This is a genomic window from Olivibacter sp. EAT-5, assembly GCF_044784325.1.
Classification (GTDB): domain Bacteria; phylum Bacteroidota; class Bacteroidia; order Sphingobacteriales; family Sphingobacteriaceae; genus Olivibacter; species Olivibacter oleidegradans.
On sequence record NZ_CP173028.1, the window covers coordinates 1,559,376 to 1,584,552 of the forward strand.

Consider the following 25,177-nt stretch of genomic DNA (forward strand, 5'->3'; position numbering starts at 1 on the left):
GATCATCACATATTGATAGCCTGAATATTAAAATGCACAATAGTAAAATCCAAGAGACGTGTTTTAATTAAATAAAAGGATTAATAACTCGTAGCGTTTTTTCTACCAATAGATTATGATGCATGTCTTCAGTATAAAAAATTCTGCATCCTTCTTCAAGGGCAGCGGTGATGACAATGGCATCGAAAAACTGGAGTCTGTATTTCTCCATGATTTCCATCGCACGCAGGATGATCTGGCGAGTTATCGGAATAAACCCGCATTTACTGACCATTGAAGTCACTATTGTACTAACTTTTTCCTTGGGAAATTTCAACTTTCGCAAGCATACATTGGAGAATTCACTAATTAGTTGGGAAGAGATATAAGGAAACTGAGCAATGAGTTCGATTGATTTTTCCCGTTTGACTGGATCAAATAGGTCGATACTGTATAAAAGAATATTGGTATCAATAGCAATTTTACTCATAGTTGTTGGCTTCATCACGGTCAAATTTATAACCACCGCTATTGAACGAAAACTCCGCAAACTCCTTCTTTAATTGCTCTACACTGCTTTTGTTAGTTATTCTTTTTTTTGTCCTTATCGGTTCTTCCACCTCAAAAGCTAAAACCTCAACCACTTTGCCTACCAGACTTTCTGGCAACTGGATGGTTAAACTACGTTTCGTCGGTTTTATTATTGTACGGATCATAATAAACAAATTTACAAAAAATCAATCGTATATAAAAGCAAGCGTGCAATACAACCCGATGAAACTGCCAATTCACCAAATCAAGAATTCCACCACTTCCTTGCTGTCACTAAAGGAATTTTGGATTGAGGAAAATCTTATTTATCTGCGGGAAAGATATGATTAACGGTTTAGCCCATCTCGTAATGAAATAAAACATCTTGCTCGCAACGGATGCGCATATTATAAATTTATGCGTATTTTTGTATTAAATTAAGAATAGCACATGAAAGCAAAACTAAATTTAACTATTGATGAACAGCTATTGGCACAGGTAAAAGCATATGCCACCCAAAAACACAGTAGTGTTTCCGAGCTTGTAGAAAGTTATTTTAGAACATTCATTGTGAAAAAGCCGTCTGAAAAAGGAATCGTTCAGCTTATTGAAAGTTTGCCAAAACCTGAAATCCAAGATCAAGCGGATTTGGCAAAAGATTATTTTGAGGATAACGCGAATAAATATGGCTTTTAAAGTATTGTTGGATGTCAACATTCTACTAGATTTTGTTCTCCAAAGAAAAGCCTATGAAGAAGGAAAAACCATTATAGTCTGGGCGGAACAAGGGAAGATAAAAGGATACATATCCCCTTCTGTCATACAAATATGTGCTTACTGGATCACCAAATCATATGGTCCCGTTAAAGCAAAAGAAATTCTCGGTTCGTTATTAAGCTTTTTAGACAGTATCGAAATTCCTCATGAACAGGTTTTGGCGGCGATCCATTCATCTATGACTGACGTGGAAGATGCTTTATTATATTATACGGCTCTGCATCATAAACTTGATTTTGTCATTAGTCGCGATCAACATTTTCAGAAAAACAGCCTCCCTTCTCTACCCGTTCTTTCTCCTCAGGAATTTATTAGATTGAATACATGATTTAATCAGAAGAGGCTCCTAAAATCTTTACTATTGGTTATTAGTGGCTCGTTATTGGTTAGTAGACTAAAAAGATGCCGTTAGCGAGATATAAGACGTAACTCTACAAATAGGAGTTTAAGAATATCTTGATACCTGACTACGGCAGGCAGGCTTGATACTTAAACAAAAAAAGCCCGTATCTTTGTCCTATTATGAAACTTGATATTAGCTCCCTCAGGCAGTACATAAGACTTTTCGACGCATTTAATCCTTATGAATTATATGCGCTTTTAAGATTAAGAAGTGAGGTGTTTGTCGTAGAACAAAATTGTGCCTATTTGGATGCCGATAATAAAGACCAGTTGTGCCATCATTTATTAATCTATCAGGACGAAACCTTGGCAGCCTATGCACGCCTAGTTCCTCCTGGTATATCCTATCCCGAAATGTCGATTGGCCGTATTATTACCAGCAAAGCGGCAAGGGGTACAGGCTTGGGGAAAGAGCTGATGAAACGGGCTATTCAAGCGTGTTATGAGCTATTTGGCGAAGGTCCCATCCGCATTGGAGCCCAAGTATATGCCATACCCTTTTACGAATCACTTGGATTTGTTGTGGATGGAGAAGTCTATGATGAAGATGGGATTGATCATATTGAAATGATCAAGAAAGTAGACGCCTAGACAAATTCCCTTTAACGCAACCTAATCCACTGTACGGTATCGCACACTCTGCTGTCCGATATCGAACAGCTACATCACTTACACTAGCAAAATGCACTAAAAATCAAGACCTTATAATGCCCATTCGATTTGGCAAAGTTTTTAAGCAATTCAATGAATAGCCGATACATCGCCGAAAAATTGACAATATGTTTAAAAATTATATCAAAATTGCGTGGAGAAACTTACGAAAACACAAATTCAATACAGCGATCAATATACTGGGCTTAGCGTGCGGCTTGTCCTTTGCATTGCTTATCGGTGCATTTATATGGCAGGAACTTCGGGTCAATCAAGACATTAAACATATTGATCAGCAATATCTCTTAAAAAGTAATCTTAATGAATATTCTGCCATTGGTATGCTCCCGCGGGCTCTTAAGGAGAATTATCCCCATTTAGTAAAGAACTATTTCCGCTTTGATGGCATCACGGCTATTATTGCCTATGACGGTCAACCTGTTCAAAGTAACGCTATTGTAGCTGATTCAAGTTTATTTGAAATGTTCGGTTTCAAGTTGATTAGCGGCAATGTAAACCATGCATTAAAAACACCAAATCAGGTCATATTATCTGCTCCTTTTGCTAAGCATCTGTTTGGGAACGAGGAGGCGCTAGGTAAACAACTTACCGTCCGGAACTTTAACAATCAAGAACAGCTTTTTACGATCGGTGGCGTGTTGGAACACAAAGGAGAAAATGCTGTTTTAAACTTGACAGGCCCCGCGACAGATTTAATACTACCAATACAATCAACCAGCTTTTTTGGCCGACCTATTGACGATTGGCAAAGCCTTTATATAGCTTCCTATTTAGAGCTACAACCAAATGTCTCCCCAAGTTCTTTGGAGAGACCTATACGAGATCTCATTCAAGCACATGCTCCTAAAGCGATCGTAAAAGATTATAAAGCCTCGCTGGCACCTTTAAAGACCTATCATCTGGAAAAAGGTGATGGATCGATTAAGCATTTGCTGTACACCATCTCGATCGTTGCTTTTGCGATCTTGCTATTGGCCGTCATTAATTTTGTAGACATCAGCATCAATACATCTGCCGGTCGATTAAAAGAAATTGGTATCAGAAAAGTGGTTGGAGGTACCAAGAAACAATTACAGGCCCAATTTATTGCTGAAGCCTTATTGGCTGTGGTTATATCTATGTTACTATCAATATGCCTTTATCCTTTCTTGTCGAAGGTAATATCCAACGTATTGGGAAAATCCATTCCCTCACTTTTCAACTTACCCGGGTCGTTTTGGATATTCGCTATCCTTGGTTGTTTAATCATAGGACTATTTGCCGGAGCCTATCCGGCGCTTCGTTTATCCTCGCTTCCTACCGTCCAGTCAGCACGCGGTAAGCTGGCACAAAGCAAAGATGGGTCCTTTCTTCTTCGGGGGTTAATCAGTGTTCAATTTGCTATTGCGCTGATTGCACTGACATCATCGGCTATTATTGCCCAACAGGTTAGTTTGTTCTTTAGCAAAAACCTAGGTTATGATAAAGAATATCTATTAACGGTACAGGTGCCGCGCGATTGGACTGCAGAAGGCTTACGACATACCGAAGTATTAAGGCAAGAACTCGCTAAACTCCCCGAGGTTGAAAATATTTCCATCTCTTATGATATCCCCGGGGTGATGTCTTCGGGCAATACAAACGTTCTGAAAAGCGCGACAGGCAGCGATCCCATCAGTACCGGTTTAGTTTTTTCCGATCGGCATTTTGCCGAAACCTATAAAATACCGCTACTTGCGGGCAATTTTTATAGCCCTAACGAAGCGTCCGAACCTACGGACCGTGTAGTAATCAATGAAGCTTTATCAAAGGCACTTGGTTATACCAGTCCTGTCGATGCCGTTAATCAAGCCATTTATTTTACGGATGCAAGTTCTGCTATCATCTCGGGTGTAACAAAAAATTTTTATGGGACCTCTATGCACTTTCCCATCGGACCAATGCTATGGTTTAACATAAAAAACAGTAATGTTTACCGCTATTTCAGTATTCGCTTAAAACCAGGAAATGTCGGCGTTTCATTAAATCATTTAACCACTGCTTGGAAGCAAATATTACCAACCGCCCCGTTTGATTACACGTTTATGGATGCTAAACTAGCACAACAGTATAGGACGGAAATGCAGTTGAAACATGCAGGAACAGTAGCGACGATACTTGCAATGATCATCGTTCTATTAGGCATTGTAGGGCTCATATCACACAATCTACAAAAAAGGGTGAAGGAAATAGGCATACGAAAGGTTTTAGGAGCCTCTGTTAGACAAATTATTTATCTGTTCATCCACGATGTATATCCACTGTTTCTATTAGCGGCATGCATAGCGGTACCGACTAGCTATTGGATAATGAAAAAATGGTTAACAAATTATTACGTAAGGACAGCGTTGGAAGCAAGTACTTTTATTATGCCCATGCTGGTTTTAGGTGGAATTACATTATTCATAATTGCTTTGCAAACCATTAAAACAGCGCTTAATAAGCCGGTTAATGCGTTGAGAAGCGAATAAATTTAATTATCGGTTCTTGGTTGCTAGTTATTGGTAGACCTGTCAATCAAGATGCCGAAATCTGCCAATACGCGTCAGATCAAACAACGAGTAACGGACAACGAAATGATAAGAAACTATCTAAAAATTGCCTGGCGCAATATGCTAAAGCATAGGGCGCACACCTTTATTAATATATTGGGAATGGCCATCGCCTTTATCTGTAGCATGCTATTATTGGCTGCAGTTTATCACGAATTTTCTTTTGATAAGTTTCATCGGTATAAAGATCGCGTATTTAAGCTTTATGAATTTCATAATTTGGTAAAGGGTACGGAACTTGGCGCTACCATGGGTTATCCCGTAGCTACCTACCTGAAGAAGGAAAATATTGGGATCGACAAAGTAACTCGAATTAAAAACAGTGGTAGAGAAATTCGTAATGGAGCCAAATCACTCGAACAGGGAATAAATCTAGTTGATCCTGACTTTTTCGATATCTTTTCATTCCGTATTATACAAGGTCAAACTCGCTCACCGTTGGATAACATCGATGCTATCGTGCTGAATCAAACGACTGCAACTAATTTGTTTGGAGAACAAGACCCCATAGGAAAACCAGTCGAGATTAAAATAGGAGGCGATTGGAGGCGTCTTATCGTATCTGCTGTAATGGAAGACGCTCCGCAAAATTCAACCTTTAAGCTCCCCATCTTGGCACGTACAGAACTAGACCCCAATTGGGCCAGAACCAAGGAAGAATGGTATGAGCAGCATCACAATGTATACGTGCGCCTCGCGCCACATGTAAGTCAAGCACAGGTGGAAAAGCAACTGCGTTTGTTTGTGCAAAAGTATTTGCATCCAGATGGAGTATCTTTAAAAAGAGATGGATTCAAAGCGGATGCCAACGGTGACTATTTAGGTATGCGATTATTATCCTTAAACAACCTTCACTTTAATACGGAAATAGGCTCAGGCGACACCGTCAGCAAGACCTATCTTTATATTCTTTTGTTGGTAAGTATTGTTATTTTATTTATCGCCTGCTTCAACTTTATCAATATTCAAATCAGCCTATCATTCACTCGCAGTAAGGAATTAGGTGTCAGGAAATGTCTAGGAGCCGCCGCCCGGCAGGTATGGGGACAATTGTTTTGGGAGAATTTTATACAGATCGGCTTCTCCTTATTTATAGGTTTGTTAGGTGTAGCTACGCTTATTAAAATACTGACGCTTTATAATTTCTTTAAACTCGACCATGCCATTCTTTACAATCCGCAAATGGCGGTTAGTGTATGTGCTATATGGATACTCATCTCCTTTTTATCATCCGGATACCCCTTTTTCATCTTGAACAAGCTTAAAACTACAGATATCTTTAAAGGCAAATTCAGCATTATTAAATCGGGAATCGGCAGGAACATTCTGATTACGCTCCAGTTTATCACCGCTATTGTACTGATCTGTGCGACGGCCATATGTTATTTACAGTTTCAGCATCTTCGCACGGCTAGTCTTGGTTACAATACCGCTTCCATTGTTAGCATACCCGTTAAGGACGTTACACGCGGGCGGGATATTAGTGCCAAACTGCGCACACGTCTCGCTGCTAACCCGTCAGTATTAAGTGTAACGGGTGCAGACGTTAATTTGGGCGTTGGCAAAGATGGGAGCACTTCTAAATCGCAGGTCGGTTTTAGCCATGAAGGAAAGAATATAAAAACGACTTACATTTCAGCTGATTACGATTTTTTGAAAACACTATCCATTAAACCATTGGAAGGGAGGGATTTCTCTGTTGCTTTTTCAGCAGACACATCAGAAGCCGTTATCATCACGGAAAGTATGGCCAAGCAACTCGGTAGCGGACAATTACTGGGGCGCCATATTAACACCGATTCGGCGGGTCGCAATGGCTGGCATATCATAGGCATCATTCCGGATTTTCACCTATATTCTATGCACAACCCAACGGAGCCACTCACAATCGCTATTGAAGGCAACGCTTCGCTAGATTACATTTTCGTAAAAGTCAATACGAAAAACCCGGTTGCTACTATGGATATGCTAAAGAAAATTTATGCCAGCTTGGAACCGGATGCTGAATTTAAAGGGAGTTATATTGATGAAAATATCGATCGCTGGTATAAGAAAGAAAAGCGCCTAGCTACGCTTTTTTCAGTCTCGGCAGGAATCGCCATTTTGCTTTCATGCATGGGCTTATTTGGTCTAGCACTTATTATTATTCATCAAAAAGTAAAGGAAATCGGCATACGGAAGGTATTGGGTGCTTCGGTAGCCAATATCACCGGTAAAGTGATCCGCGAATTCGTGAAACCTGTTATCATTGCCTTTCTAATTGCAGCCCCTATTGCTTGGTGGATTATGAATTTATGGTTGGAAGATTTTGTTTATCGTATGGATATGCCCGTTTGGGTCTTTCCTTTAGGGGGAGTTGCCGCACTGCTAATAGCAATTTTGACAGTTGGTTTTCAGTCGTTACGAGCAGCGAAAGCGAATCCAGTGGAGTCGTTGAGAAGTGAATGATTGGGTTATTGGTTATTCGTTTTATTAGTCAACTTTCCTTGCACGTTATTCGCCAATAACGACTTCATTTGTGCAATAGCTACCTTATTTAATTGCACCAAGCGTTCTTTTGGCGATAGATTCTGTCGGATTAGTAAAGCGTTGATGCTTTCCATATTACTCAATACCACTAGTTGTTCAATAGTCGCTTCGTCTCGTATGTTTCCCTTGGTGTCAGGATGCTGTTCTCGCCAATCTTTAGCCGTCATACCAAAAAGCGCTACATTGAGCAAATCACCTTCATTTGCATAGATATAGTTTGATTGCAACCTATCAATTTCTTTCGGGATAAGGTTTTCTTTGATGGCATCGGTATGAATTCGGTAATTTATTTTAGAAATAGTACGTTGCAGATTCCACTCAAGGTTATTACAGTTACTTTCTTCTGTTCCTCCATATCTCCCCGTTTTGGAAACAATTCCGATTGCGTTCGTTTCCTCAATCCACCTATAGGCGTTAAAGAAAAACTATTGGAGCCTGCCGAAATTTTAATTCCATCGAATTCGATGGAATTAAAATTTGGGTTATGAAATTGCTCCCAAAGACCAATGAACTCAATAGTGCCTCTGTTTCTCAACCAGTTTTGCAAAATGTAATCACTGCGTACGCTATCCCGATGCCTAGCGATGTCTGTTAGGCTGATAAAATCTTCTTTACCATCTTCATACATTACTACATTGATTCCTTGGACATTAATCTTTTTATTCTTGGTCATGTTATTAAGGTTTAGATGATAGCAATTTACTAAAACAAGTTGTCATTATTTGCTGGCCTACGAATATGAATTAAATGAACAGCCTCGATAAGCTTTTGGAACATTGCATGTATTTTGATAATATATTCCTCTCCTCTACTCTCTCCGGCTGACGTATGATCAATAGCCACAACATACCACCAATATAGTGCATCACGGTACTGCGGTAAGTTTTGATATTCGAAAAAACGCTTGATCACCTGATGCGGTTGCGCTTTTTCATCATTATCTAAATGCACCGGGTAGTACGCCTGTTCCTCAAAGATGTTTGGATGATAGTTATTATTAAAATAGCCGATAGCGGTGTTTAATTCATCAGGGATTAATTTCTCTTTATCCACGTCCATACAATGATACAATTTCGAACCGGGTAAATGAAAGCTATTCATTAGACCTTTTATTAGTGAAACAGCCTCTATCAGTATTTCTATAAATTCATAACGAACAAATAGTTCCACCAACTCGTATCGGTTCAACTGAAAACCAGGCATAAGTGCAGCACGCAACCATTTATCCAAATGATTACGCCACTCAGGTAGGTTCTCCCAAGTAAAAAACCGGTGAACAATGAGATAAGGATTTCCGATTTCTTCCATATGTAAACGTCGTGGAAGGTAGTCATAAGGTGTAGGGTTAGCGAAAGACATAATATTAGAATTTTAGTTTTCTTATTGTTAGTTAATGTTGTTTCATCCCATCTGATCTATTCCCAGTTCCTTCTTTCGTTTTATCACATCGATCACAAAATCCTGATCAGACATATTCATGATCATTTCCTTTCTCCATTCAGCAAAAAAAGCTGAATAAAGTTTATACCTTTTCGCATCGTTAGGCTCCTCATCCATTTGTTTGATTTTAGTTCGCCATTTTTCGAAATACTTCTCTTGAATCTTCTTAGCTGGCAGCAAGCGCTTTCCATTTAATCGACTCATTTCAAGTATAAAAGCTGTAGCATAATCTTCTCTTCCTTTTTTTCGCTTACTATAAAATTTTGCTTGCGAAACCTGGTCAATAAATGCCTGTAATACTTCTTCCGGCTTCCAATACAACAAATCACAGGCTGTTTCGAATTCTGTTGTAAACCGTAAATTAATTTCCATAGCTAGTAATATTTAAAGGTTTACCTTGTTTCTTCCATTTTCTTCTGAGCATCATATATTCATCCCTCCATTTTGCAATCTCAACCCTTAGCAATGCTTCACATTCAGGCTGCTCATTATCTGCTTTAACTATTGTGATCATTATGTAATGATAAGTACCCTGTATATTTTTTTCTAAATACCTTTTCAGCTTAGCACTGTCCTCTGATGGTGTGTATTCCTGAAAAAATTCCATCAGTACCCCTTTTGGATCTTCTGGGTGCCCACTACACTTCTTTGGTAATGAGATACGATCAATATAATATTGCAAAAACATATCCGCTTCCACTTGAAAAAGCTTACACAATACTTCGAAATCTTCCGTCGTCTTTATACAAAACTTTTCGCCGGTTATTATTGGTTTTTCAATCGTATCTACGCTACTGCCCTGATGGATTTCCTGAAACCAAGCTTTTACGGTTGCTTTGTATTCTAAAGCTTTAACGCCAGATTCAATATTAACGAGTGATTGAATACAAGGTATATAGGAATTGGCATGGGCCGTTTCGCGCAAAATACGTTCTCCATTAATACCCTTCATATGCAAAAAACGTCTGAAGATTTCTTTAGCCGACGATCTTTTAGCATGTATGCGGGAGCTCAGAAAATCATAGATCTTGACATTTCTGACAATGGTTTCAAGAGCCTTTTCCAGTGAAATATTAAGCAGCTCACTTGTTAAAATAAAATCGTCTGGAAGATTTAGGTTTACTTGTCTTTTCATTGGTCAATTTATTTTTGATTTAGATTGAATGAATGCAATAATGCAAATATATAAAATATTATTAAAAAGCATATTTTTATTCTTAAAAATAATTTTATGATGTTTTTAAGGCAAACTCAAAACACATTCTTATCCGCTTTAGTTAAGCGCATCTCTAGATATGATCTGTCTCCAAAATCAAAACCGTGTGTTCTCAAAAATTGTCACCAAAATAGGCCAAATTACCGTTCAGATCTGAACAGCTAGTGTTCGTTTCCGAACACTTCCTTACTATAAACCACCACAACTATCACGTTATCAGAAAGTTGTTGTTTTGGCGTAATTCCTGTGCTAATTATTAGTGATAAACCGGCTATTTGGTTATTGGTTATTCGTGATTGGTTATCGGGCCGCGTAGTCTTGAAAACTTAAGTCTTGTATGTTTTTTAAAACTCACTTAAAAACGGCTATACGTAGCTTCTATAAGAATAAAACGTTTAGTTTTATTAATATTCTTGGGTTAACCTTAGGACTTTCTGCATGTTTTTTAGTATTAACGGTGGCACTTGATGATCTGTCATACGACCGCTTTTGGAAAAGGACAGACGATCTTTATCGTGTATATTCCGAAAATAAAATGGGTAACGGTATTTATCTTAAAGGAGCGTATACCCCATTGGTTTAGGCACTGAACTCAAAGAACGCTTTCCTGAAGTGGAAGCCTTTTCAGCGGTACGCCTATCGGAACTACATTTTAAAGTGGGTATGGATGAATCCAGTAGGCATAATGTCAATGTGATGACTGCTGATTCGAGCGCACTAAAAATGTTCGATTTTGTCAAGATAAATGGCCAGCTTACCCACCACATCGTCGGAGAAAAGAATATCATTCTAACAGAAAGCCTTGCAAAACGGTTGTTCAAGGACGAAGATGCGGTCGGTAAATATGTTTATGATGTGCCCTCATGGAAGGAAAAGTCAACTTCCTATTTTGTTACAGCGATTATTAAAGATTTACCACAAAATACACATTTACGAGCCGAGGCCATTATCCTTGAAATACCTAAAACTGAAAGGATCGAGAAGAACCAAGGAGCAACCATACATACCATTTATTATTTATTAAAACCAGGAACCAACATCAAGCACTTCGAGGCAAAAGTAAATGATTGGTATCGTCGACACCTGAATATAGAAAGAGGAAAGGTAAAGTTCATCTTTCAGCCAATGAAAGATCTATACTTGCATTCAGATTATAATGCGCGTCAACAAATCAGATCAAACATGCGATCGGTTTATATTTTTGGAGCCGTTGGATTTTTTCTTCTATTAATAGCTTGCATCAATTTTATCAATCTAAGTACAGCTCGTGCTATAACTCGTCTAAAGGAAAGTGGAATAAGAAAAATTTTAGGTGCAGACAGGAGGCAACTAATCGGGCAATTCCTAACAGAGGCGTTATTCTTCTTCGCGATAGCAACTGCACTTTCGTTATTTCTTTATGCGTTAACAATTCCTGTCTTGGAAAAATTTTTAGGCCACCAGCTTACATTGACCATTTTTGACTATTGGCCCCTTTTCCTATCTATTCTAGTATTTACGCTGATATTAAGCATTATAACAGGATTTTATCCAGCAATCTTTTTGTCGGGATTTAACCCGGCCAACAGCTTACGTGGTCGCATTTTTACCTCATCGTTAACCTCGTCCACCTTCTTTCGAAAAACGCTGGTAATTGTTCAATTTTCTATCGCTATTATTACATTGATCACTTTACTGGTTGTTCATGCGCAGCTTGAGTTCATTAACCGCAGAGATTTAGGATTTAAAAAAGAAAATTTGTTATACATCGATCCGGTTTCATGGCAGGGGAAAAGTGAGACTATAAAAACACAGTTAGCGCAATTACCCGGCGTATCGAACGCAGCAATTACCAGTTGGCAACCACAAAGTGGTATGGCTTCAGGATGGATGAGCTTCGATCACCCTAAACGAAAAGAAGAGCAGGTTAAAGTCAATATGATTTGGGGAGATATTGATTTTGCTGAGACAATTGGACTCTCTTTAAAAAAAGGACGAATTTTTAACGAGGGATTTGGTACTGATGTACAGTCCAGATTGGAAGATGAAACAGATATGGAGAAAACTGAAAAATCTAATCAACCACTGCGATCACCGGTTTTGATTTCCGAATCGACGGCAAAAGATTTTGGAATCGAAAAAGAAAACACGCCAATTCCCGCTACGAGCTACACTGCAGTTGGTATAGTAAAAGATTTTTATTTTGAATCTTTACACCATGCCTTAATGCCTACTTTTATTTCAGCGGAGCAAGGAGTTGATTATGGCGGCATGCTTATTCGTGTCATGCCGGGAAAGGAGGAACAGGTGTTAAATGGCCTTCATAAAATCTGGAAGGCAGCTTTTCAAGATAAGTTACTGAGTGCTAACTGGATGGACGAAATTGTTAATAAACACTATGAAAAGGAGCACAAACAGCAACTGCTTTTTACTTTTTTCAGTGGGCTCATGCTGTTTATCTCGTCATTGGGGGTATTCGGCTTAGTTTTACATACGGTGGAACAAAGAGTTAAAGAAATTGGAATTCGGAAAGTGCTGGGTGCCAGTATCACAGGTATTGCAGCAATGCTTTCTAAAGACTTTGTTAAGTTAGTTTTATTAGCCTCTGTGGTTGCCTCGCCCATTGCTTGGTGGGTGACAAATAAATGGTTGGACGATTTTGCTTATCGAGTGGAGGTTTCTTGGTGGCTTTTTGTTATAGCCGGTATCGTCTCCTTATTTGTAGCTTTGATAACCATCAGTTTCCAAACTATTAGAGCAGCTACGGCCAACCCAGTAGATTCTTTAAGGAATGAATGATTTTGGTTATTGTTTTAAACCGGAAAACGAAGAACTAACAACGAATAACGATTATGTTTCAAACCTACATTAAAATCGCCTGGCGAAATATTAAGAAATACAGAAAATACTCGCTGCTTCACCTGCTGGGTTTAAGTTTAGGAGTTAGCACCTGTTTATTCTTGTATTTGTATATCGATTTTCATCGGAGTTTTGACCACTTTCACCCAGATGGCGGCCGCACATTTAGGTTTGTGCATGAGTTGCACCTGGAAACAACGGAATATAACCAGGGCGGGTCTTACGCCATTTACCAAGCGCTATTAGCAGAAATACCGGAAGTAGAAAAAGCTGCTTTTGAACTAGGGAACCAAGAGTTCACATTAAAGATCAATGATCAACTTTACAAGACCGACAGAAAAATAGCACTAACTAACTCCGCATGGTTTGACATTTTCGATTTCCACTGGCTAGCAGGAACGCCAAAAGCCCTCGATGCGCCCAATACCGCCGTACTCACCAATCAAATGGCTAAAAAATATTTCGGCGATATTGATCCGCTGGGTCAAACCATTCTTATAGAAAGCAAACATCCCTTCACCGTTGTCGGTGTTATTGATGATTCGCGCGGCAATACGAGTGTTAATGCAGACATGTATCTTTCATTTGCGTCCATTAAAACCTTACAGCCCGACTTAATGGATAACTTCTTCACCTACTGGGCCTATTTTAGCTCAAACAACAACGTCTACTTAACCTTACATGATGCCGCTCAAAAGAACATTGTGGAAAAGAAGCTTATGCAGTTGGCCAAAAAGAACTTAGACCCAAGTATAGTAGACGCCTTCGTGTATAAATTACTGCCGTTATATGATAGCCACTTTGATAATCGATATGGCGGAACGGCTAGCCACAGGTTGTTAACGATATTAACGATCATCGGAAGCTGCATTATGTTGATAGCAGGAATCAACTATGTCAACCTTACCATTGCGCAACAAGCACGTAGAAGTATGGAAGTAGGCACGCGCAAAGTTCTTGGTAGCAGCAAGTGGCAGCTGTTCGTGCAATTTATGACCGAATCGGTATTAATTTCATCCGTGGCCTTACTTATCGGACTAACCGGTCTGAAATGGTTGTTGCCTTTAGCAAATGAATATCTACTGAGCAGCGAGCCGATCCAGGTCGTTTCCTGGACCAGGCTTTGGCTTTTTTCGGGATGCCTTTGGCTGATCGTAACCTTGGGCGCAGGTGTATATCCGGCCTACATAATGGGGCGACTTCAGCTTCACGACGCTCTAAAAAACAGGTTCTCATTACAAAATGGGTTAGGTCGGCAATCTTTGGTAATTCTTCAAAGCGCGATTGCACAGATAATGATCATGATAACGGTCGTAATCGTATTGCAGGTTAATTATCTCCGTAATACCGATATCGGCTTTAATCGTGAATCCGTTATGATGGTCTCTCTTCCTAAGGAAGCGAAAAACAAAACGAATGTTTTGAACAAGCTTCTTACTGCTGATCCGAGAGTTGTACATCACAGTTTTTGTTTTCAAGGTCCGGCAAACGATCAACGGTGGGGCGGTACCGTCTTGTTTGATAATCGAGCCGACTGGGAAAGCTGGGCAGTGCGCTATGCTTATGCGGATACTGCTTATTGCCACACTTTTGGCCTACAGTTAGTGGCGGGACGTAACCTCCAGGCGAACACTCCTTCTCATGAATATTTAGTCAATGAACTAATGGTTTCTATGTTAGGTTACGATAATCCACAAGAAGTTTTAGGCAAACCACTTTTAGCTGGGGGAATGCATGACGATGCCGCGGGGATCATCGTAGGCGTTGTTAAAAACTATAATACCAACTACCTCACTGAACCGATTAACCCAACAGTAATAGGTAGTAAGCCTGCTATGTATTCGTCTTTAGCCGTGAAGTTCTCACAGAAAAACATAACAGGATTAATCGCCGATTTACAGAAAGAATGGCGAACCCTATTCCCTAATGCTCTTTTCGATTTTACCTTTCTAGACGATCAGATTGAAGCCTTGTATACAAAGGAAATACAGCAACAACGATTGATATGGATCGCTTCTGCCATCGCAATAACCATCAGTTCGCTTGGATTATTAGGTATGGTTGCACTCATGATTTTACATCGCACGAAGGAAGTCGGTGTTCGCAAAGTGTTCGGAGCCTCGATAAAAGATATCGTGTATATGCTATCATTCAACTTCATACGTATTGTCGGTATCGCTTTTGTTATAGCTGCCCCAATTTCTTGGTGGGTTATAAAAAAATGGCTGGCTGATTTCGCCTATCGCATTGATCTTCAGTGGTGGATGTTTGCCCTCGGTGGATGCGTTGCTTTTATCATTGCAATAAGCACGGTGGCGTCGCAGGCAATAAAAGCCGCTTTGGCCAATCCCGTTGACTCCCTGCGAAATGAATGATTTTGGTTATTGGTTAATTGTTATTGGTTATTTGTATGATCCTACTCAGAATGAGCAACGAAGACCGATAAAGGCATAAGACTCTTATTCACATATAGAGCAGCCATTCATCCATATTCTCTGGACTAACAATTTGCCGAGAGGCTTCTGGATAGTTTGCAGTGAATGTTTGAGGAAAACGTACCTTTCTTTTGCCGGACCATTTAAATTCAAATGCATGGAGTTTGCCATAATCGTCTTCTATTAAATCAATTTCCTGCTGTGGGTCATTTTCCAAAATAATCATAATATTTCTGGATTGCATGCAAAAGTTACGATGCTTTTTACCGAACAGGTAAGCGACAATGTGTTTATCTCATTCTGTTTTTAATTTCAAATGCCCATAGAGCTTTATTAATAACTCGCAGGGATCAACATCAATCGCTTTGGCAATCAATACTAATTCATCAGCCCTTAATTTTGCTGTAGGGTTAAGCGACAGTTCACTAATCCTTGGTTTACTTAATCCCGTACGCCTTGCAACAAGCGATTTATTGACAGATTTCTTGGCTAAATATTCTCCTAACGAAGTCATTTTGTAAGATTTTAGTTTATGTTGTACCGACAAATATTCTATTTATATAGAATTTCTTTACATTTTATTTGAATATTGAAATTATTTCTTTAAACTTGTAAAGAAATTCTTTACAAAAATGAGCTTATACACAGCAATTAGATGTTGTCACAATAAATCCCTTGATTATGAATGATATTAAACCCATTCTGGAAAAACTGGCTGAAAAGATTCCTGTTGACTGTATTTACGAATTCCCCTATACTTTTTTAGGGGAAGAGAAACAGCACCTACTCATTGTAATTGACTCCAAGTGCCAGGTTCCTGCCAAAACCTTAGAACCAATGGCTGAACTCTGTCTAGCGGAAACACCCTTGCATAGTTATACGTTGATACCTTATGGCGAACTGAAAACAGCAATCAAAAACGGAACACTCTACTCCACCTTGGCATGCCGCAAGCAGCATTTGAAACTTAGTTTCGGCAAAAAACCTCTTCCTCGTCTTACACAAATAGAACTGGAAAGTATTCGTACAAAGGCACGGGAACATTTTGAAAAAGCAGCGATTAAACAGCGTGATTTCTTAGAAGGTATGGAATTCTATCGTAGCAAAAACAACTTTGAACAAGCTCTGTTTATGTTGCACCAAGCTACAGAATTAACCTTTCGGGGTATTGAAAAGGCTGTTTTTAAGCGTGATCGCCCCAGTCATAGTTTACAGGAGCATCTTAAGTTAATTACCCGGTACATCCCTGAACTGGCGACCCTTTTTGACAAAGAAGAACCCCATTATTATCGTTTACTCAAATTGATCGATCAATCTTATACGGCCGTGCGTTATGAACGACAGTTTGAAGTGGAAAAAGAGGAAATCGAGCAGTTGGTATTCAAACTGATTCCCGTTTTAGATTGGTGCAACGACTATTACCATACTTGCATGATCGAACTCGATGCGATGATCCGGCAAGCATCGGTCGAACCCATTATACAGGCAACAACAATCAACGCCCCACCCACTATCACGCTATCACTTCCCGATCAATTACGCAACCAGTTGAATGAACAACAAGCAAAGGCTTTAACTACTATTTGCACGAATCTCATTAAAAAAGAAGCCTTGCAACAATTGGTACTTATTGGTTTGGAAGCAAGTGAATCAACAAAAGTAGCAATTTATCAATCAGATATCCTCTCCACTCCGCAAACAACACATTGTTATCTGTTGGGCATAAGTGCAAACAGTAGTACTTCTAAGAGCCATCATATTGTCCACACGGATATCCGGATTACTGTAATTTTATGCACCTCTTCCCGAGTAAGTCAGGCACTCGAAAAGAAAAATCGCTTCTTTATACAAACGCTTACCCAAGGAACACCCCTGTATGTTAATCCCGATAAAGCGCTATTCAATGTTTCAGAAAATGATTGGATTACCACCTTAGAGAAAGCAAAGGCCGTTTGGAACTATCGGAAATATAAAGCCGATACTTTTCTAACCTGCGCAGAACTTGCCATCCATCAACGACAAGATACACACATCGCCATGTTTCTTGTATCGCAAAGTATGGAGCAACTTTGCATTGGTTTAATCTATACCTGCCTTGGTTATCATGTAGATCAAAGTACGCTTCCGTTTCTACTACAGATAACGAAGCTCATATCCCCGCAACTTGCCGACTGTTTCGCTTTTGGTGGGGAGGATACCAAACAAGCCTTTAAATCGCTCGCCAATAGTTTACACGCAGTTCGCTATAAAAAGGAAGCCGCACCAAGTGATAGGGAACTCGAAATTGCTATGGCTTGTTATAGGCGTTTTCAAACTATTGCCAAAAGTTGTTGTGAAACCACTTTCGCTCAATTACAAAAGCGAATCGAGGTGGCTGCTATAAATAAAGAATCGGTTGAAACGGCAAAAAACGACCATGCCGTACAACCTAGCAATGTGCTGTAGCCTTTCCTAAACCTAGCTGCAGCCTTGCACAAATCCCTTATCTTTGATTATAAATTTTGCGGGACTGCACCGCAAAATTTATTCTTATTGTTTCCGTAAATACTTAGTCAAGATTACAATCAGCTGCCCTTCTACTTTTCCTTCTATCTGTTCGGGATTATCTTCCACTAAACGAATATTTTTCACTACAGTCCCTAATTTGGCAGAGAGCGAACTTCCTTTTACGTCCAATGTTTTTGTCAATACTACCGAATCGCCATTTTGAAGCATATTGCCATTTGCATCTTTATGTACGGGTTTAGCAGTCTCTCCTTCTTCAAAAACCCCAGCTTGTGCCCACGAAAGCGTCTCTGGTTCTAAATAAAGAATGTCAAGTGCGTCCGCAGCCCAACTTTCTCCTTTTAGACGATTAAGTACCCGCCAAGCTAACACTTGTACCGCTGATATTTCACTCCACATGACATCCGGCAAGAAACGCCAATCTTCGGGAGAAAAAGCTTCTTTACCTTCCAGCTGATCCCCTAATGTTTTGGCTATTACAAGCTCATTATTCGAATAGCTATCGGGAGCGACGCTATAAACTATCAATTCGCCCTCTTTGCCACTTAATTCACATCGTCCACCACTTCTGGCCATTAAGGTTTCATTTATTGCCATTTTATCTACTTTTTAAGGATGCAAAGATACGATTTGGGATAGATAAAATTCCCCGCAGCTTAGAAACCGCGGGGAAAACAGCTATCTCGCCATCAATGATACCGGTTCACACCAATCACCAGGTCCGTTGCTGTTTACAGCACGAACCCTGACATAATATGTGGTCCCTGGCTGCAGTCCGCTCAAGATGTTGCGTGTGGATGTAGTGGTCTTACGATCACTCCATACAAACATCCCCGACTCATCCCGTTCCTTGGCGTTGCTGTACTCGTAAATGACACGCCCCGCAATCTTGTCAAAGTCAAAGCGTATTTGACCGCTTAAGGGGCCATCTGTTAGGCGCAAGCGTGTAGGTATCGGAGGTATCAAGCCAGCAATAGGTTGCGCAGACAGGGAAAAACCTGAGCTAAGGAGCATTGGCATATTTCCTTCGGCAACTGAATTGACATAAAAAGCTAGTCGCTTTAATACGCTACCCAATCCTTCCTTACTCTCATTTTTGATACTCACATCAAGAGGGCTTCCCTTCTGACTAGCTTTTGCCAATTTTTCCTGGTAGTCCGTCACCGCATCTTGCACCTCCGTTAAACTTGGTGATGGTTCCGGAAAGTTGGTGTTGCTAGTCATCGCCTGTAAAATTGTTAAGGCATTTTGTAAAATTTCAGCATCTCTTTTGCTTTTAAAACTGCTGTTTACTCGTAAATTTCTCATCATTTTTCTATTTAAATTGTTGTCCATTCTCTTTTTTATTTAGCTAGTCCTTGGTGATATATCACCGCAATACATCGCTCCACTAAGGCGGTACATAATTGACAATCCTTGTTTCCATTTTTACTCCTTATATTTTATATTTAAAAAAATAGTGTACTCCTTCTCCTGAAGCACAAAACAAAATTCCGCAAGAAAAAAATAGAGCATGTCGCAATTTGACGCTTTTGTCGTTTTTGGCGTAAAATGACGCTTTTGTCGCTTTTCAGATGTCGCAAACACCCCTCTAGACCGCAAAAATTATCGTAAGCGCAAAGAAAACAGTTAGTAAAATATGCCGTTTCAATACCCAATTAGCGAGAAACGCTTTCAAAATGGAGTAATTTGGCAATGAAACGACTTGTTTTGCCAGCAAAACGGCAGACTTTAACAATAAAACACATCAATGAAATAGCAGAACGCAGCACTTCGCTGGCATTATACAGTACTCCGCAATCGAAATACGCCATAGTGCCATCGAAATAAATCGTTCTATTCGTGAAATAATCTATCCCGCTATTGAAATGGATCGTTTTACCAGCGAAATCAATTTTAGTGATAGCAGTTTGCCAGACATCGTGGGCGAAATGGTAGGTTTTGCAATATGTATCGGAAAGAATAAACGGTTGCTTCAAATGTGCTTTTGTACGGAAACGAACACTCTTTGTTCATTTCCGTACATCACTTTATCGTAAACCTCGTTCAAGCTGCGAAAGCACTGCTTTTTTATTGTGGCCGCCTAATTGTGCACAAACAGTTGGTTAAGGTACGTTCGTCATTGAAAAATAGTACCCAGCAACAACGTAATCGACACAATACATATTGAAATCTTATACAGTAAGACCAAATGATTAATCATCACCTTAAAGCGACCTTTCGCTATTTATGGCGGAATCGACTATTTACAGGTTTAAATATTTTGGGATTGGCCATCGGCATTAGCGCGTCCTGGATCATCTTTCGAATGGTTAGCTTTGAATTTAGTTATGATAAATTTGAACCCGATCGTGAACGCATTTTTCAACTGACATCGAGCTTCAAAACACCAGATGGACGGGATCGTGAGATGGCTGTTGTTCCTAAAGGTGTATTGCCAGCAATGCTCCGGGAAATTTCCGGACTGGATGAGGTTTCTCCTGTTTATTATCAGCATTACGAAACGGCCCAAACTGCCAAAAGTCCGTTGGTAGAAAACCTCTCTGAACGGATAGCCACATTACCAGGCTATTTTAAAATGATAGGCTATCAATGGCTAGCGGGAAATGCCCAGCAGGCTCTGAAAACACCAGAGCAAGTTATATTAACTGCTTCGCGAGCACAATACTATTTCCCCGGTAAACGCCCTTCAGAAATTATTGGACAAACCATCACCTATAATGATACCATACAAAAAACGGTGTCCGGTGTTCTCGCAGATTTAGGCTATCTCAATAGTTTTCCTGCACAAGAGTTTTTTCCTATAGACCAAGAAAGTCTTACCAGTACCGATTGGAGCAGCTTATCTTCCAATGAGCTATTGTTTGTTAAGCTTAAGAAAGGGGTTAGCACTAAGACTGTTCTTGATCAATTGAATGCACTAAACGAAAAGATCAACAGCGAGGTTTTTAAACAACGCAACTTTAAATCACATTTTAAGCTGCTTCAGCTGAAGGACAAACATTTTGCCACCCAATCTGACACCCGTACCGCCAATAAATCCGTATTATTCGGCTTGGTAGGCATTGCGTTCTTTCTACTTGCCCTAGCCTGTATCAATTATATTAACCTGACTACCGCACAAATACCTCAACGGGCAAAAGAAATAAGTGTTCGGAAAACGTTAGGAAGTACGTCAGGAATCATTATCCGTTCTTACTTATTGGAAACTTTTGTTGTCTGTCTACTAGCAGTCGCCTTGTCACTATTTCTAACATTTTTATCCCTACGCGTTTTTGCGGAATACATCCCCGAGGGTATGGACAATTTCACCAATTATCCCGGTATGATTGCCTTTTCCATTGCATTGATCAGTATTATTACGGTTCTCGCAGGACTCTATCCTAGCTGGCTCGCTATCCGTGTACAGGCGGTCCGCGTATTAAAAGGCGAAACAAAGCAATCGATTAGGGGCTATCAGTTGAATCTCCGTAAGGGACTGATTGTGTTCCAGTTTGTAATTGCGCAGGTATTTGTGATTTGCTCCATTATTATCGGACAACAACTGAAATATACTTTGGACAAAGATTTAGGTTTTGAACATGAAGCCATCTTAACGGTCGAAATCCCCTATAAGCTACAGCAGGACTCGCTTTTTCAAGGCGCTCAATTTGTTTTAAAGCAACGACTGGCTCAACATCCCGAGATCGCAGCGGTTTCTTTGGGCGACTTACCGATGATTGACCGAATGACGGCTTGGTTAATGGATTATCGCGGAAAAAACGGCACAATACAAAAGCAAGTGATGTTTAAAAATATAGACAATAATTACCTTGATCTTTATCAAATACCGTTACTTGCGGGAAGGAACGTCCAGTTAACGGATACCGTGCGCGAATTGCTTCTAAATGAAACCGCGCTCAAAGCCTTTGGCTTCTCTCGTGCCGAAGAGGCCATTGGGCAAACTTTATATCAAGGTAACACGCCGCGGACTATTGTTGGAGTTATTAAAGATTTTCATCAGTTTAACTTGAAGAGCACAATTGATTTACTCGGTTTTACAGCGCAGAAGCCTGGATTAACAACTTTTAATATCAAACTATCTTCACCTAAGGTTTCCTCCTGGAAAAAGGCGATTGCCCTTATTGAACAAGAATGGAAGCAAGTTTACCCGACAGTGCCCTTTTCTTATCAATTCTATGATGACACGATAAAATCGCTATACCGGCAGGAGCATAGTACATCCCGACTGGTGAATGTGGCTACCGCTATAACTTTGTTAATCAGCTGCCTTGGACTATACGGCCTAGCAGCCTTTACCGCTTTTCAACGCACCAAGGAAATTGGCATTCGCAAAGTGCTGGGAGCTACCGTTGGCGGAATAACCAGCCTGCTCTCTAAAGACTTTATCAAACTTGTATTGATCGCGTTAATGATTGCCACACCAATTGCCTGGTGGGCAATGAACAAATGGTTAGAGAACTTTGCATTTAAAATAACCGTGCAATGGTGGATGTTTGCCTTCGCCGGACTAGGCGCAGTTACAATCGCCTTATTAACGGTAAGCTATCAAGCTATTAAAGCTGCAATAGCTAACCCGGTTGATTCATTGCGAAGCGAATAGTATTCTGAGTAGCAAGTTTTAGGTCATAAGTAACTCGAAACTAAATAAAGGAGCTAAATAATAAGCCACATCGAAGACCATTAGAATTTTTGCAGCGACTTATACGTAAAACGTGAGACTTAAAACTTACAACTCAAAAGATACTTAATATGAAAAAAAATTACATGAAAATCGCTTGGCGAACCCTCTTAAAAAACAAGGGATACACGGCGCTTAATATAGCCGGAATGGCTATCGGCCTTGCCAGCTGTCTTCTCATTGGGCTTTACATCCGGAATGAATTGTCATATGATGAATACCACGTAAAAAAGGATCGGATTTATCGCGTTGTTCACGGTTATAAAGAGATCGGAACCAGCGGAACAACGAAAGCGGGGCAAAAAGGGGATTATACTTATCAAATTTGGGGGAATGCACCGGTGGGAAAAGCGCTAGAAGCTGATTTTCCGGGAGTAGAAGAGGTTGTCCAATTTTCCGGCAGATCCCCTGTATTGCTTCGCTATGGTGACAAAGCCTTTCAAGAAGACAATGTCTTTTTTGCTGATTCCAACACCTTTAGTGTCTTCAGTTGGAAATTGCTTGCCGGTAATCCAAAAACAGCACTTGTCGCCCCTTATTCCGCCGTGCTTACTAAGAGCACGGCCAAAAAATATTTTGGTGACGAAAATCCAATTGGCAAAACCATTGAGGGAGGTAATACCGGTGGGAGAGCCGCCCCGGGTGTCTATACAGTAACCGGTATTTTAGAAGACATACCCCCTAATTCACACTTCACTTTTGACGCGCTCATGTCTATGAGCTCCTTTAGGCAATCTTGGGCAGAGGTTTTTGATGAGTGGGGTTATGTGGATTTCTATACTTATTTCCTACTTTCGGAAAAAGCAAATCTTGAGCAGTTAACGGCAGACATTCCTGCCTTTCTAAATCGGCACCATGCTAATGATGATGGTCGGTACAGTATTGCCTTTGAACCGATGTTAAATGCTTATTTGCACTCAAGTGCCGATCGCCAGCCCGGCGCTACCGGTAGTTTGGCCAATTTATACATTTTTGGGGTAATAGGTATTTTTATTTTATGTATAGCGTGCATCAACTTTATGAATTTGGCAACGGCACGCTCGCTCGAGCGGGCTAAAGAGGTTGGCGTACGTAAAGTAGTAGGAAGCACAAGAAAAGAATTGATTTGGCAGTTTCTGACTGAATCGTTCCTTATGATTTTCATATCAGCTGTTTTAGCGCTTTTATTGGTTTTACTGCTTTTCCCGTTTGTCGCCGCTGTTACCGGGAAGCAGATCAACGCGGATTTTGTCTTTAGTTGGCAAACATTTTTACTTTTCCTCCTTACCCTGTTCATTACCGGCTTTTTAGCAGGAAGCTACCCTGCGTTAGTCTTATCCGGTTTCAAGCCCATTACCATCCTTCGAGGTGTTTTCCGTACTTCTCCAAAAGGAGTCCTTTTAAGGAAAGGTTTGGTTATTTTCCAATTTAGCTTGTCAATTGCCCTAATCGCCGGAACTGTTATCGTCGTATCACAGTTAGATCACTTGCAAAATAAAAATCTCGGGTTTAAAAAAAACCATATGTTGGTCATAGACTTCAATTATGATGAACAGGTACTCCAGCAATTGGAGTCCATTAAGCAGGCTTTTTTGCGCGAAAAAGAGGTCGTATCCGTATCTGCATCCCGTAGCGTCCCTGGCAGCTATTTCCCGAATGCCGGTACGAGCATCGAGACGGCAAATGGTAATTCCGTTATGGAAGTTCCGGCCATCTTTGAAGTGGATATTGATTTCATTCCCCATTTCGGCATTGAAATGGTCGCCGGCAGGCCTTACTCGCGTGATTTCCCGGCAGACACGTTACATTCTTTAGTCATTAATGAAGCTACGGCAAGGCTTTATGGTTATAGCAACCCGAAAGATATTATCGGGAAGCGCTTTTCGCAATGGGGACGGGACGGAACGGTAATCGGTGTAACAAAAGATTTTAATTATCTTTCTCTTCATAAACGTGTTGAACCCCTAACCTTACGCTTAGCTCCTACGGCAAGCCGATTTCTGAGTTTGCAAATACAGTCGGATAATTTACCGGCAACTATTAGTAAATTAGGCGAGATATGGACAAAATTGGCGCCACAACGCCCATATTTATATAGCTTCCTTGATGAGAGCTTTAATCGGCAATATGAAGCTGACACCCATTTCAGAAACGTATTTTCCATTTTCTCTAGCATGGCAATCTTTATCGCCTGTTTAGGATTATTGGGTCTTGCAACCTATACTGCTCAACAGCGTACGAAAGAAATTGGGGTACGTAAAGTACTTGGCGCATCCGTTAACAATATTATCAAACTACTATCCACCGATTTCATGAAATTAGTATTAATCGCGGGGCTTATATCATCGCCCCTCGCCTGGTTTGCTATGGATCAATGGTTAGCCAATTTTGCTTATCATATGGAAATTCACTGGTGGATATTTGTAGCAGCCACTTTCTTAGGACTGGTTATTGCCTTTTTTACCGTGAGTTACCAAGCTATTAAAGCCGCGATGGCAAATCCGGTGAAGTCTTTACGGTCTGAATAGGAACGCAACCCATCCTAACCAGATAGGGTACTTACCTTGTAAAATGATAACGCTTGAGAACGAAACAATACAAATATCAGGATATTTCAGCACCA

Annotated in this window: 23 protein-coding genes; 11 read left to right on the plus strand and 12 right to left on the minus strand. The window is 40.2% G+C overall.

Features of this window, described 5'->3' with window-relative positions; genetic code table 11:
• Window positions 1–67: 67 nt before the first annotated feature.
• Window positions 68–484, minus strand: a complete 417-nt coding sequence (locus ACH11B_RS06270) for a PIN domain-containing protein (RefSeq protein ID WP_377610102.1) — start codon at window positions 482–484, stop codon at window positions 68–70.
• A complete protein-coding gene (locus tag ACH11B_RS06275) occupies window positions 462–695 on the minus strand; it encodes a hypothetical protein (RefSeq protein ID WP_377610104.1) in 234 nt (77 codons plus the stop codon). Before ACH11B_RS06275 ends, ACH11B_RS06270 begins: the two co-directional genes overlap by 23 nt.
• A 265-nt stretch (window positions 696–960) precedes the next feature.
• Here ACH11B_RS06275 and ACH11B_RS06280 point away from each other — a divergent pair, with 265 nt between their 5' ends.
• The 5 genes from ACH11B_RS06280 to ACH11B_RS06300 all read left to right on the plus strand — a co-directional run bounded on the left by ACH11B_RS06280 (window position 961) and on the right by ACH11B_RS06300 (window position 7,379).
• Window positions 961–1,206 (plus strand): DUF6364 family protein, encoded by a 246-nt coding sequence (locus ACH11B_RS06280; RefSeq protein ID WP_377610106.1) that lies wholly within the window; start codon window positions 961–963, stop codon window positions 1,204–1,206.
• Window positions 1,196–1,615 (plus strand): type II toxin-antitoxin system VapC family toxin, encoded by a 420-nt coding sequence (locus ACH11B_RS06285; protein ID WP_377610108.1) that lies wholly within the window; start codon window positions 1,196–1,198, stop codon window positions 1,613–1,615. The genes ACH11B_RS06280 and ACH11B_RS06285 overlap by 11 nt, the downstream gene beginning before the upstream one ends.
• A 194-nt stretch (window positions 1,616–1,809) precedes the next feature.
• On the plus strand, window positions 1,810–2,280 hold the full coding sequence (locus ACH11B_RS06290) for a GNAT family N-acetyltransferase (protein WP_377610109.1): 471 nt from the start codon (window positions 1,810–1,812) through the stop codon (window positions 2,278–2,280).
• A gap of 188 nt (window positions 2,281–2,468) precedes the next feature.
• On the plus strand, window positions 2,469–4,850 hold the full coding sequence (locus ACH11B_RS06295; RefSeq protein WP_377610111.1) for an ABC transporter permease: 2,382 nt from the start codon (window positions 2,469–2,471) through the stop codon (window positions 4,848–4,850).
• Window positions 4,851–4,955: 105 nt separating this feature from the next.
• The gene (locus tag ACH11B_RS06300) at window positions 4,956–7,379 is read left to right on the plus strand and encodes an ABC transporter permease (RefSeq protein WP_377610113.1); all 2,424 of its coding nucleotides are present in this window, start codon (window positions 4,956–4,958) and stop codon (window positions 7,377–7,379) included.
• 5 nt (window positions 7,380–7,384) lie between these two features.
• On the opposite strand, the gene ACH11B_RS06305 is transcribed toward ACH11B_RS06300, so the two are convergent.
• Genes ACH11B_RS06305 through ACH11B_RS06325 form a run of 5 tightly spaced genes read right to left on the minus strand, consistent with a single transcriptional unit; the run spans window position 7,385 to window position 10,035 of the window.
• Window positions 7,385–7,687, minus strand: coding sequence for a hypothetical protein (locus ACH11B_RS06305; protein WP_377610115.1), 303 nt, complete (start codon window positions 7,685–7,687; stop codon window positions 7,385–7,387).
• 59 nt (window positions 7,688–7,746) lie between these two features.
• Window positions 7,747–8,133 (minus strand): KilA-N domain-containing protein, encoded by a 387-nt coding sequence (locus ACH11B_RS06310; RefSeq protein ID WP_377610117.1) that lies wholly within the window; start codon window positions 8,131–8,133, stop codon window positions 7,747–7,749.
• A gap of 29 nt (window positions 8,134–8,162) precedes the next feature.
• Window positions 8,163–8,819 (minus strand): hypothetical protein, encoded by a 657-nt coding sequence (locus tag ACH11B_RS06315; protein ID WP_377610119.1) that lies wholly within the window; start codon window positions 8,817–8,819, stop codon window positions 8,163–8,165.
• Between the two features lie 42 nt (window positions 8,820–8,861).
• Window positions 8,862–9,272 carry a hypothetical protein gene (locus ACH11B_RS06320; protein WP_377610121.1) on the minus strand — a complete coding sequence of 137 codons (411 nt, stop codon included), beginning with the start codon at window positions 9,270–9,272 and terminating at the stop codon, window positions 8,862–8,864.
• Window positions 9,262–10,035, minus strand: a complete 774-nt coding sequence (locus ACH11B_RS06325; protein WP_377610123.1) for a hypothetical protein — start codon at window positions 10,033–10,035, stop codon at window positions 9,262–9,264. Before ACH11B_RS06325 ends, ACH11B_RS06320 begins: the two co-directional genes overlap by 11 nt.
• Window positions 10,036–10,453: 418 nt before the next feature.
• Between ACH11B_RS06325 and ACH11B_RS06330 the strand changes: the two genes are divergently transcribed.
• Genes ACH11B_RS06330 through ACH11B_RS06340 form a run of 3 tightly spaced genes read left to right on the plus strand, consistent with a single transcriptional unit; the run spans window position 10,454 to window position 15,329 of the window.
• On the plus strand, window positions 10,454–10,699 hold the full coding sequence (locus ACH11B_RS06330) for a hypothetical protein (protein WP_377610126.1): 246 nt from the start codon (window positions 10,454–10,456) through the stop codon (window positions 10,697–10,699).
• Window positions 10,690–12,894, plus strand: coding sequence for an FtsX-like permease family protein (locus ACH11B_RS06335; RefSeq protein WP_377610162.1), 2,205 nt, complete (start codon window positions 10,690–10,692; stop codon window positions 12,892–12,894). The genes ACH11B_RS06330 and ACH11B_RS06335 overlap by 10 nt, the downstream gene beginning before the upstream one ends.
• A gap of 53 nt (window positions 12,895–12,947) precedes the next feature.
• The gene (locus ACH11B_RS06340) at window positions 12,948–15,329 is read left to right on the plus strand and encodes an ABC transporter permease (protein WP_377610128.1); all 2,382 of its coding nucleotides are present in this window, start codon (window positions 12,948–12,950) and stop codon (window positions 15,327–15,329) included.
• A gap of 88 nt (window positions 15,330–15,417) precedes the next feature.
• Here ACH11B_RS06340 and ACH11B_RS06345 read toward each other — a convergent pair whose 3' ends face one another.
• The 3 genes from ACH11B_RS06345 to ACH11B_RS06355 form a co-directional block, all read right to left on the minus strand.
• Window positions 15,418–15,633: a hypothetical protein gene (locus ACH11B_RS06345; protein WP_377610131.1), complete on the minus strand. Its 216-nt coding sequence runs from the start codon at window positions 15,631–15,633 to the stop codon at window positions 15,418–15,420.
• A 51-nt stretch (window positions 15,634–15,684) separates the two neighbouring features.
• Window positions 15,685–15,903, minus strand: coding sequence for a helix-turn-helix transcriptional regulator (locus ACH11B_RS06350; protein WP_013664512.1), 219 nt, complete (start codon window positions 15,901–15,903; stop codon window positions 15,685–15,687).
• A gap of 124 nt (window positions 15,904–16,027) precedes the next feature.
• Window positions 16,028–16,114, minus strand: a complete 87-nt coding sequence (locus tag ACH11B_RS06355) for a hypothetical protein (RefSeq protein ID WP_377610164.1) — start codon at window positions 16,112–16,114, stop codon at window positions 16,028–16,030.
• Between ACH11B_RS06355 and ACH11B_RS06360 the strand changes: the two genes are divergently transcribed.
• Window positions 16,080–17,834 carry a HEPN domain-containing protein gene (locus ACH11B_RS06360; protein WP_377610166.1) on the plus strand — a complete coding sequence of 585 codons (1,755 nt, stop codon included), beginning with the start codon at window positions 16,080–16,082 and terminating at the stop codon, window positions 17,832–17,834. The genes ACH11B_RS06355 and ACH11B_RS06360 overlap by 35 nt on opposite strands.
• An 84-nt stretch (window positions 17,835–17,918) precedes the next feature.
• On the opposite strand, the gene ACH11B_RS06365 is transcribed toward ACH11B_RS06360, so the two are convergent.
• Both ACH11B_RS06365 and ACH11B_RS06370 read right to left on the minus strand, forming a co-directional pair.
• Entirely contained in the window at window positions 17,919–18,491 is a 573-nt protein-coding gene (locus tag ACH11B_RS06365) for a PhnA domain-containing protein (protein WP_377610134.1), read from the minus strand.
• Window positions 18,492–18,572: 81 nt separating this feature from the next.
• On the minus strand, window positions 18,573–19,229 hold the full coding sequence (locus ACH11B_RS06370; RefSeq protein ID WP_377610137.1) for a fibronectin type III domain-containing protein: 657 nt from the start codon (window positions 19,227–19,229) through the stop codon (window positions 18,573–18,575).
• A gap of 856 nt (window positions 19,230–20,085) precedes the next feature.
• Here ACH11B_RS06370 and ACH11B_RS06375 point away from each other — a divergent pair.
• Both ACH11B_RS06375 and ACH11B_RS06380 read left to right on the plus strand, forming a co-directional pair.
• Window positions 20,086–22,497 carry an ABC transporter permease gene (locus ACH11B_RS06375; RefSeq protein WP_377610140.1) on the plus strand — a complete coding sequence of 804 codons (2,412 nt, stop codon included), beginning with the start codon at window positions 20,086–20,088 and terminating at the stop codon, window positions 22,495–22,497.
• A gap of 149 nt (window positions 22,498–22,646) precedes the next feature.
• Window positions 22,647–25,082 carry an ABC transporter permease gene (locus ACH11B_RS06380; RefSeq protein WP_377610142.1) on the plus strand — a complete coding sequence of 812 codons (2,436 nt, stop codon included), beginning with the start codon at window positions 22,647–22,649 and terminating at the stop codon, window positions 25,080–25,082.
• Window positions 25,083–25,177 lie beyond the last annotated feature (95 nt).

Coding starts and splice junctions, on each gene's coding strand:
- ACH11B_RS06270 (WP_377610102.1), bottom strand. CDS start 484: ATGAAGCCAACAACTATGAGTAAAATTGCTATTGATACCAATATTCTT.
- ACH11B_RS06275 (WP_377610104.1), bottom strand. CDS start 695: ATGATCCGTACAATAATAAAACCGACGAAACGTAGTTTAACCATCCAG.
- ACH11B_RS06280 (WP_377610106.1), top strand. CDS start 961: ATGAAAGCAAAACTAAATTTAACTATTGATGAACAGCTATTGGCACAG.
- ACH11B_RS06285 (WP_377610108.1), top strand. CDS start 1,196: ATGGCTTTTAAAGTATTGTTGGATGTCAACATTCTACTAGATTTTGTT.
- ACH11B_RS06290 (WP_377610109.1), top strand. CDS start 1,810: ATGAAACTTGATATTAGCTCCCTCAGGCAGTACATAAGACTTTTCGAC.
- ACH11B_RS06295 (WP_377610111.1), top strand. CDS start 2,469: ATGTTTAAAAATTATATCAAAATTGCGTGGAGAAACTTACGAAAACAC.
- ACH11B_RS06300 (WP_377610113.1), top strand. CDS start 4,956: ATGATAAGAAACTATCTAAAAATTGCCTGGCGCAATATGCTAAAGCAT.
- ACH11B_RS06310 (WP_377610117.1), bottom strand. CDS start 8,133: ATGACCAAGAATAAAAAGATTAATGTCCAAGGAATCAATGTAGTAATG.
- ACH11B_RS06315 (WP_377610119.1), bottom strand. CDS start 8,819: ATGTCTTTCGCTAACCCTACACCTTATGACTACCTTCCACGACGTTTA.
- ACH11B_RS06320 (WP_377610121.1), bottom strand. CDS start 9,272: ATGGAAATTAATTTACGGTTTACAACAGAATTCGAAACAGCCTGTGAT.
- ACH11B_RS06325 (WP_377610123.1), bottom strand. CDS start 10,035: ATGAAAAGACAAGTAAACCTAAATCTTCCAGACGATTTTATTTTAACA.
- ACH11B_RS06330 (WP_377610126.1), top strand. CDS start 10,454: ATGTTTTTTAAAACTCACTTAAAAACGGCTATACGTAGCTTCTATAAG.
- ACH11B_RS06340 (WP_377610128.1), top strand. CDS start 12,948: ATGTTTCAAACCTACATTAAAATCGCCTGGCGAAATATTAAGAAATAC.
- ACH11B_RS06345 (WP_377610131.1), bottom strand. CDS start 15,633: ATGCAATCCAGAAATATTATGATTATTTTGGAAAATGACCCACAGCAG.
- ACH11B_RS06350 (WP_013664512.1), bottom strand. CDS start 15,903: ATGACTTCGTTAGGAGAATATTTAGCCAAGAAATCTGTCAATAAATCG.
- ACH11B_RS06365 (WP_377610134.1), bottom strand. CDS start 18,491: ATGGCAATAAATGAAACCTTAATGGCCAGAAGTGGTGGACGATGTGAA.
- ACH11B_RS06370 (WP_377610137.1), bottom strand. CDS start 19,229: ATGGACAACAATTTAAATAGAAAAATGATGAGAAATTTACGAGTAAAC.
- ACH11B_RS06375 (WP_377610140.1), top strand. CDS start 20,086: ATGATTAATCATCACCTTAAAGCGACCTTTCGCTATTTATGGCGGAAT.
- ACH11B_RS06380 (WP_377610142.1), top strand. CDS start 22,647: ATGAAAAAAAATTACATGAAAATCGCTTGGCGAACCCTCTTAAAAAAC.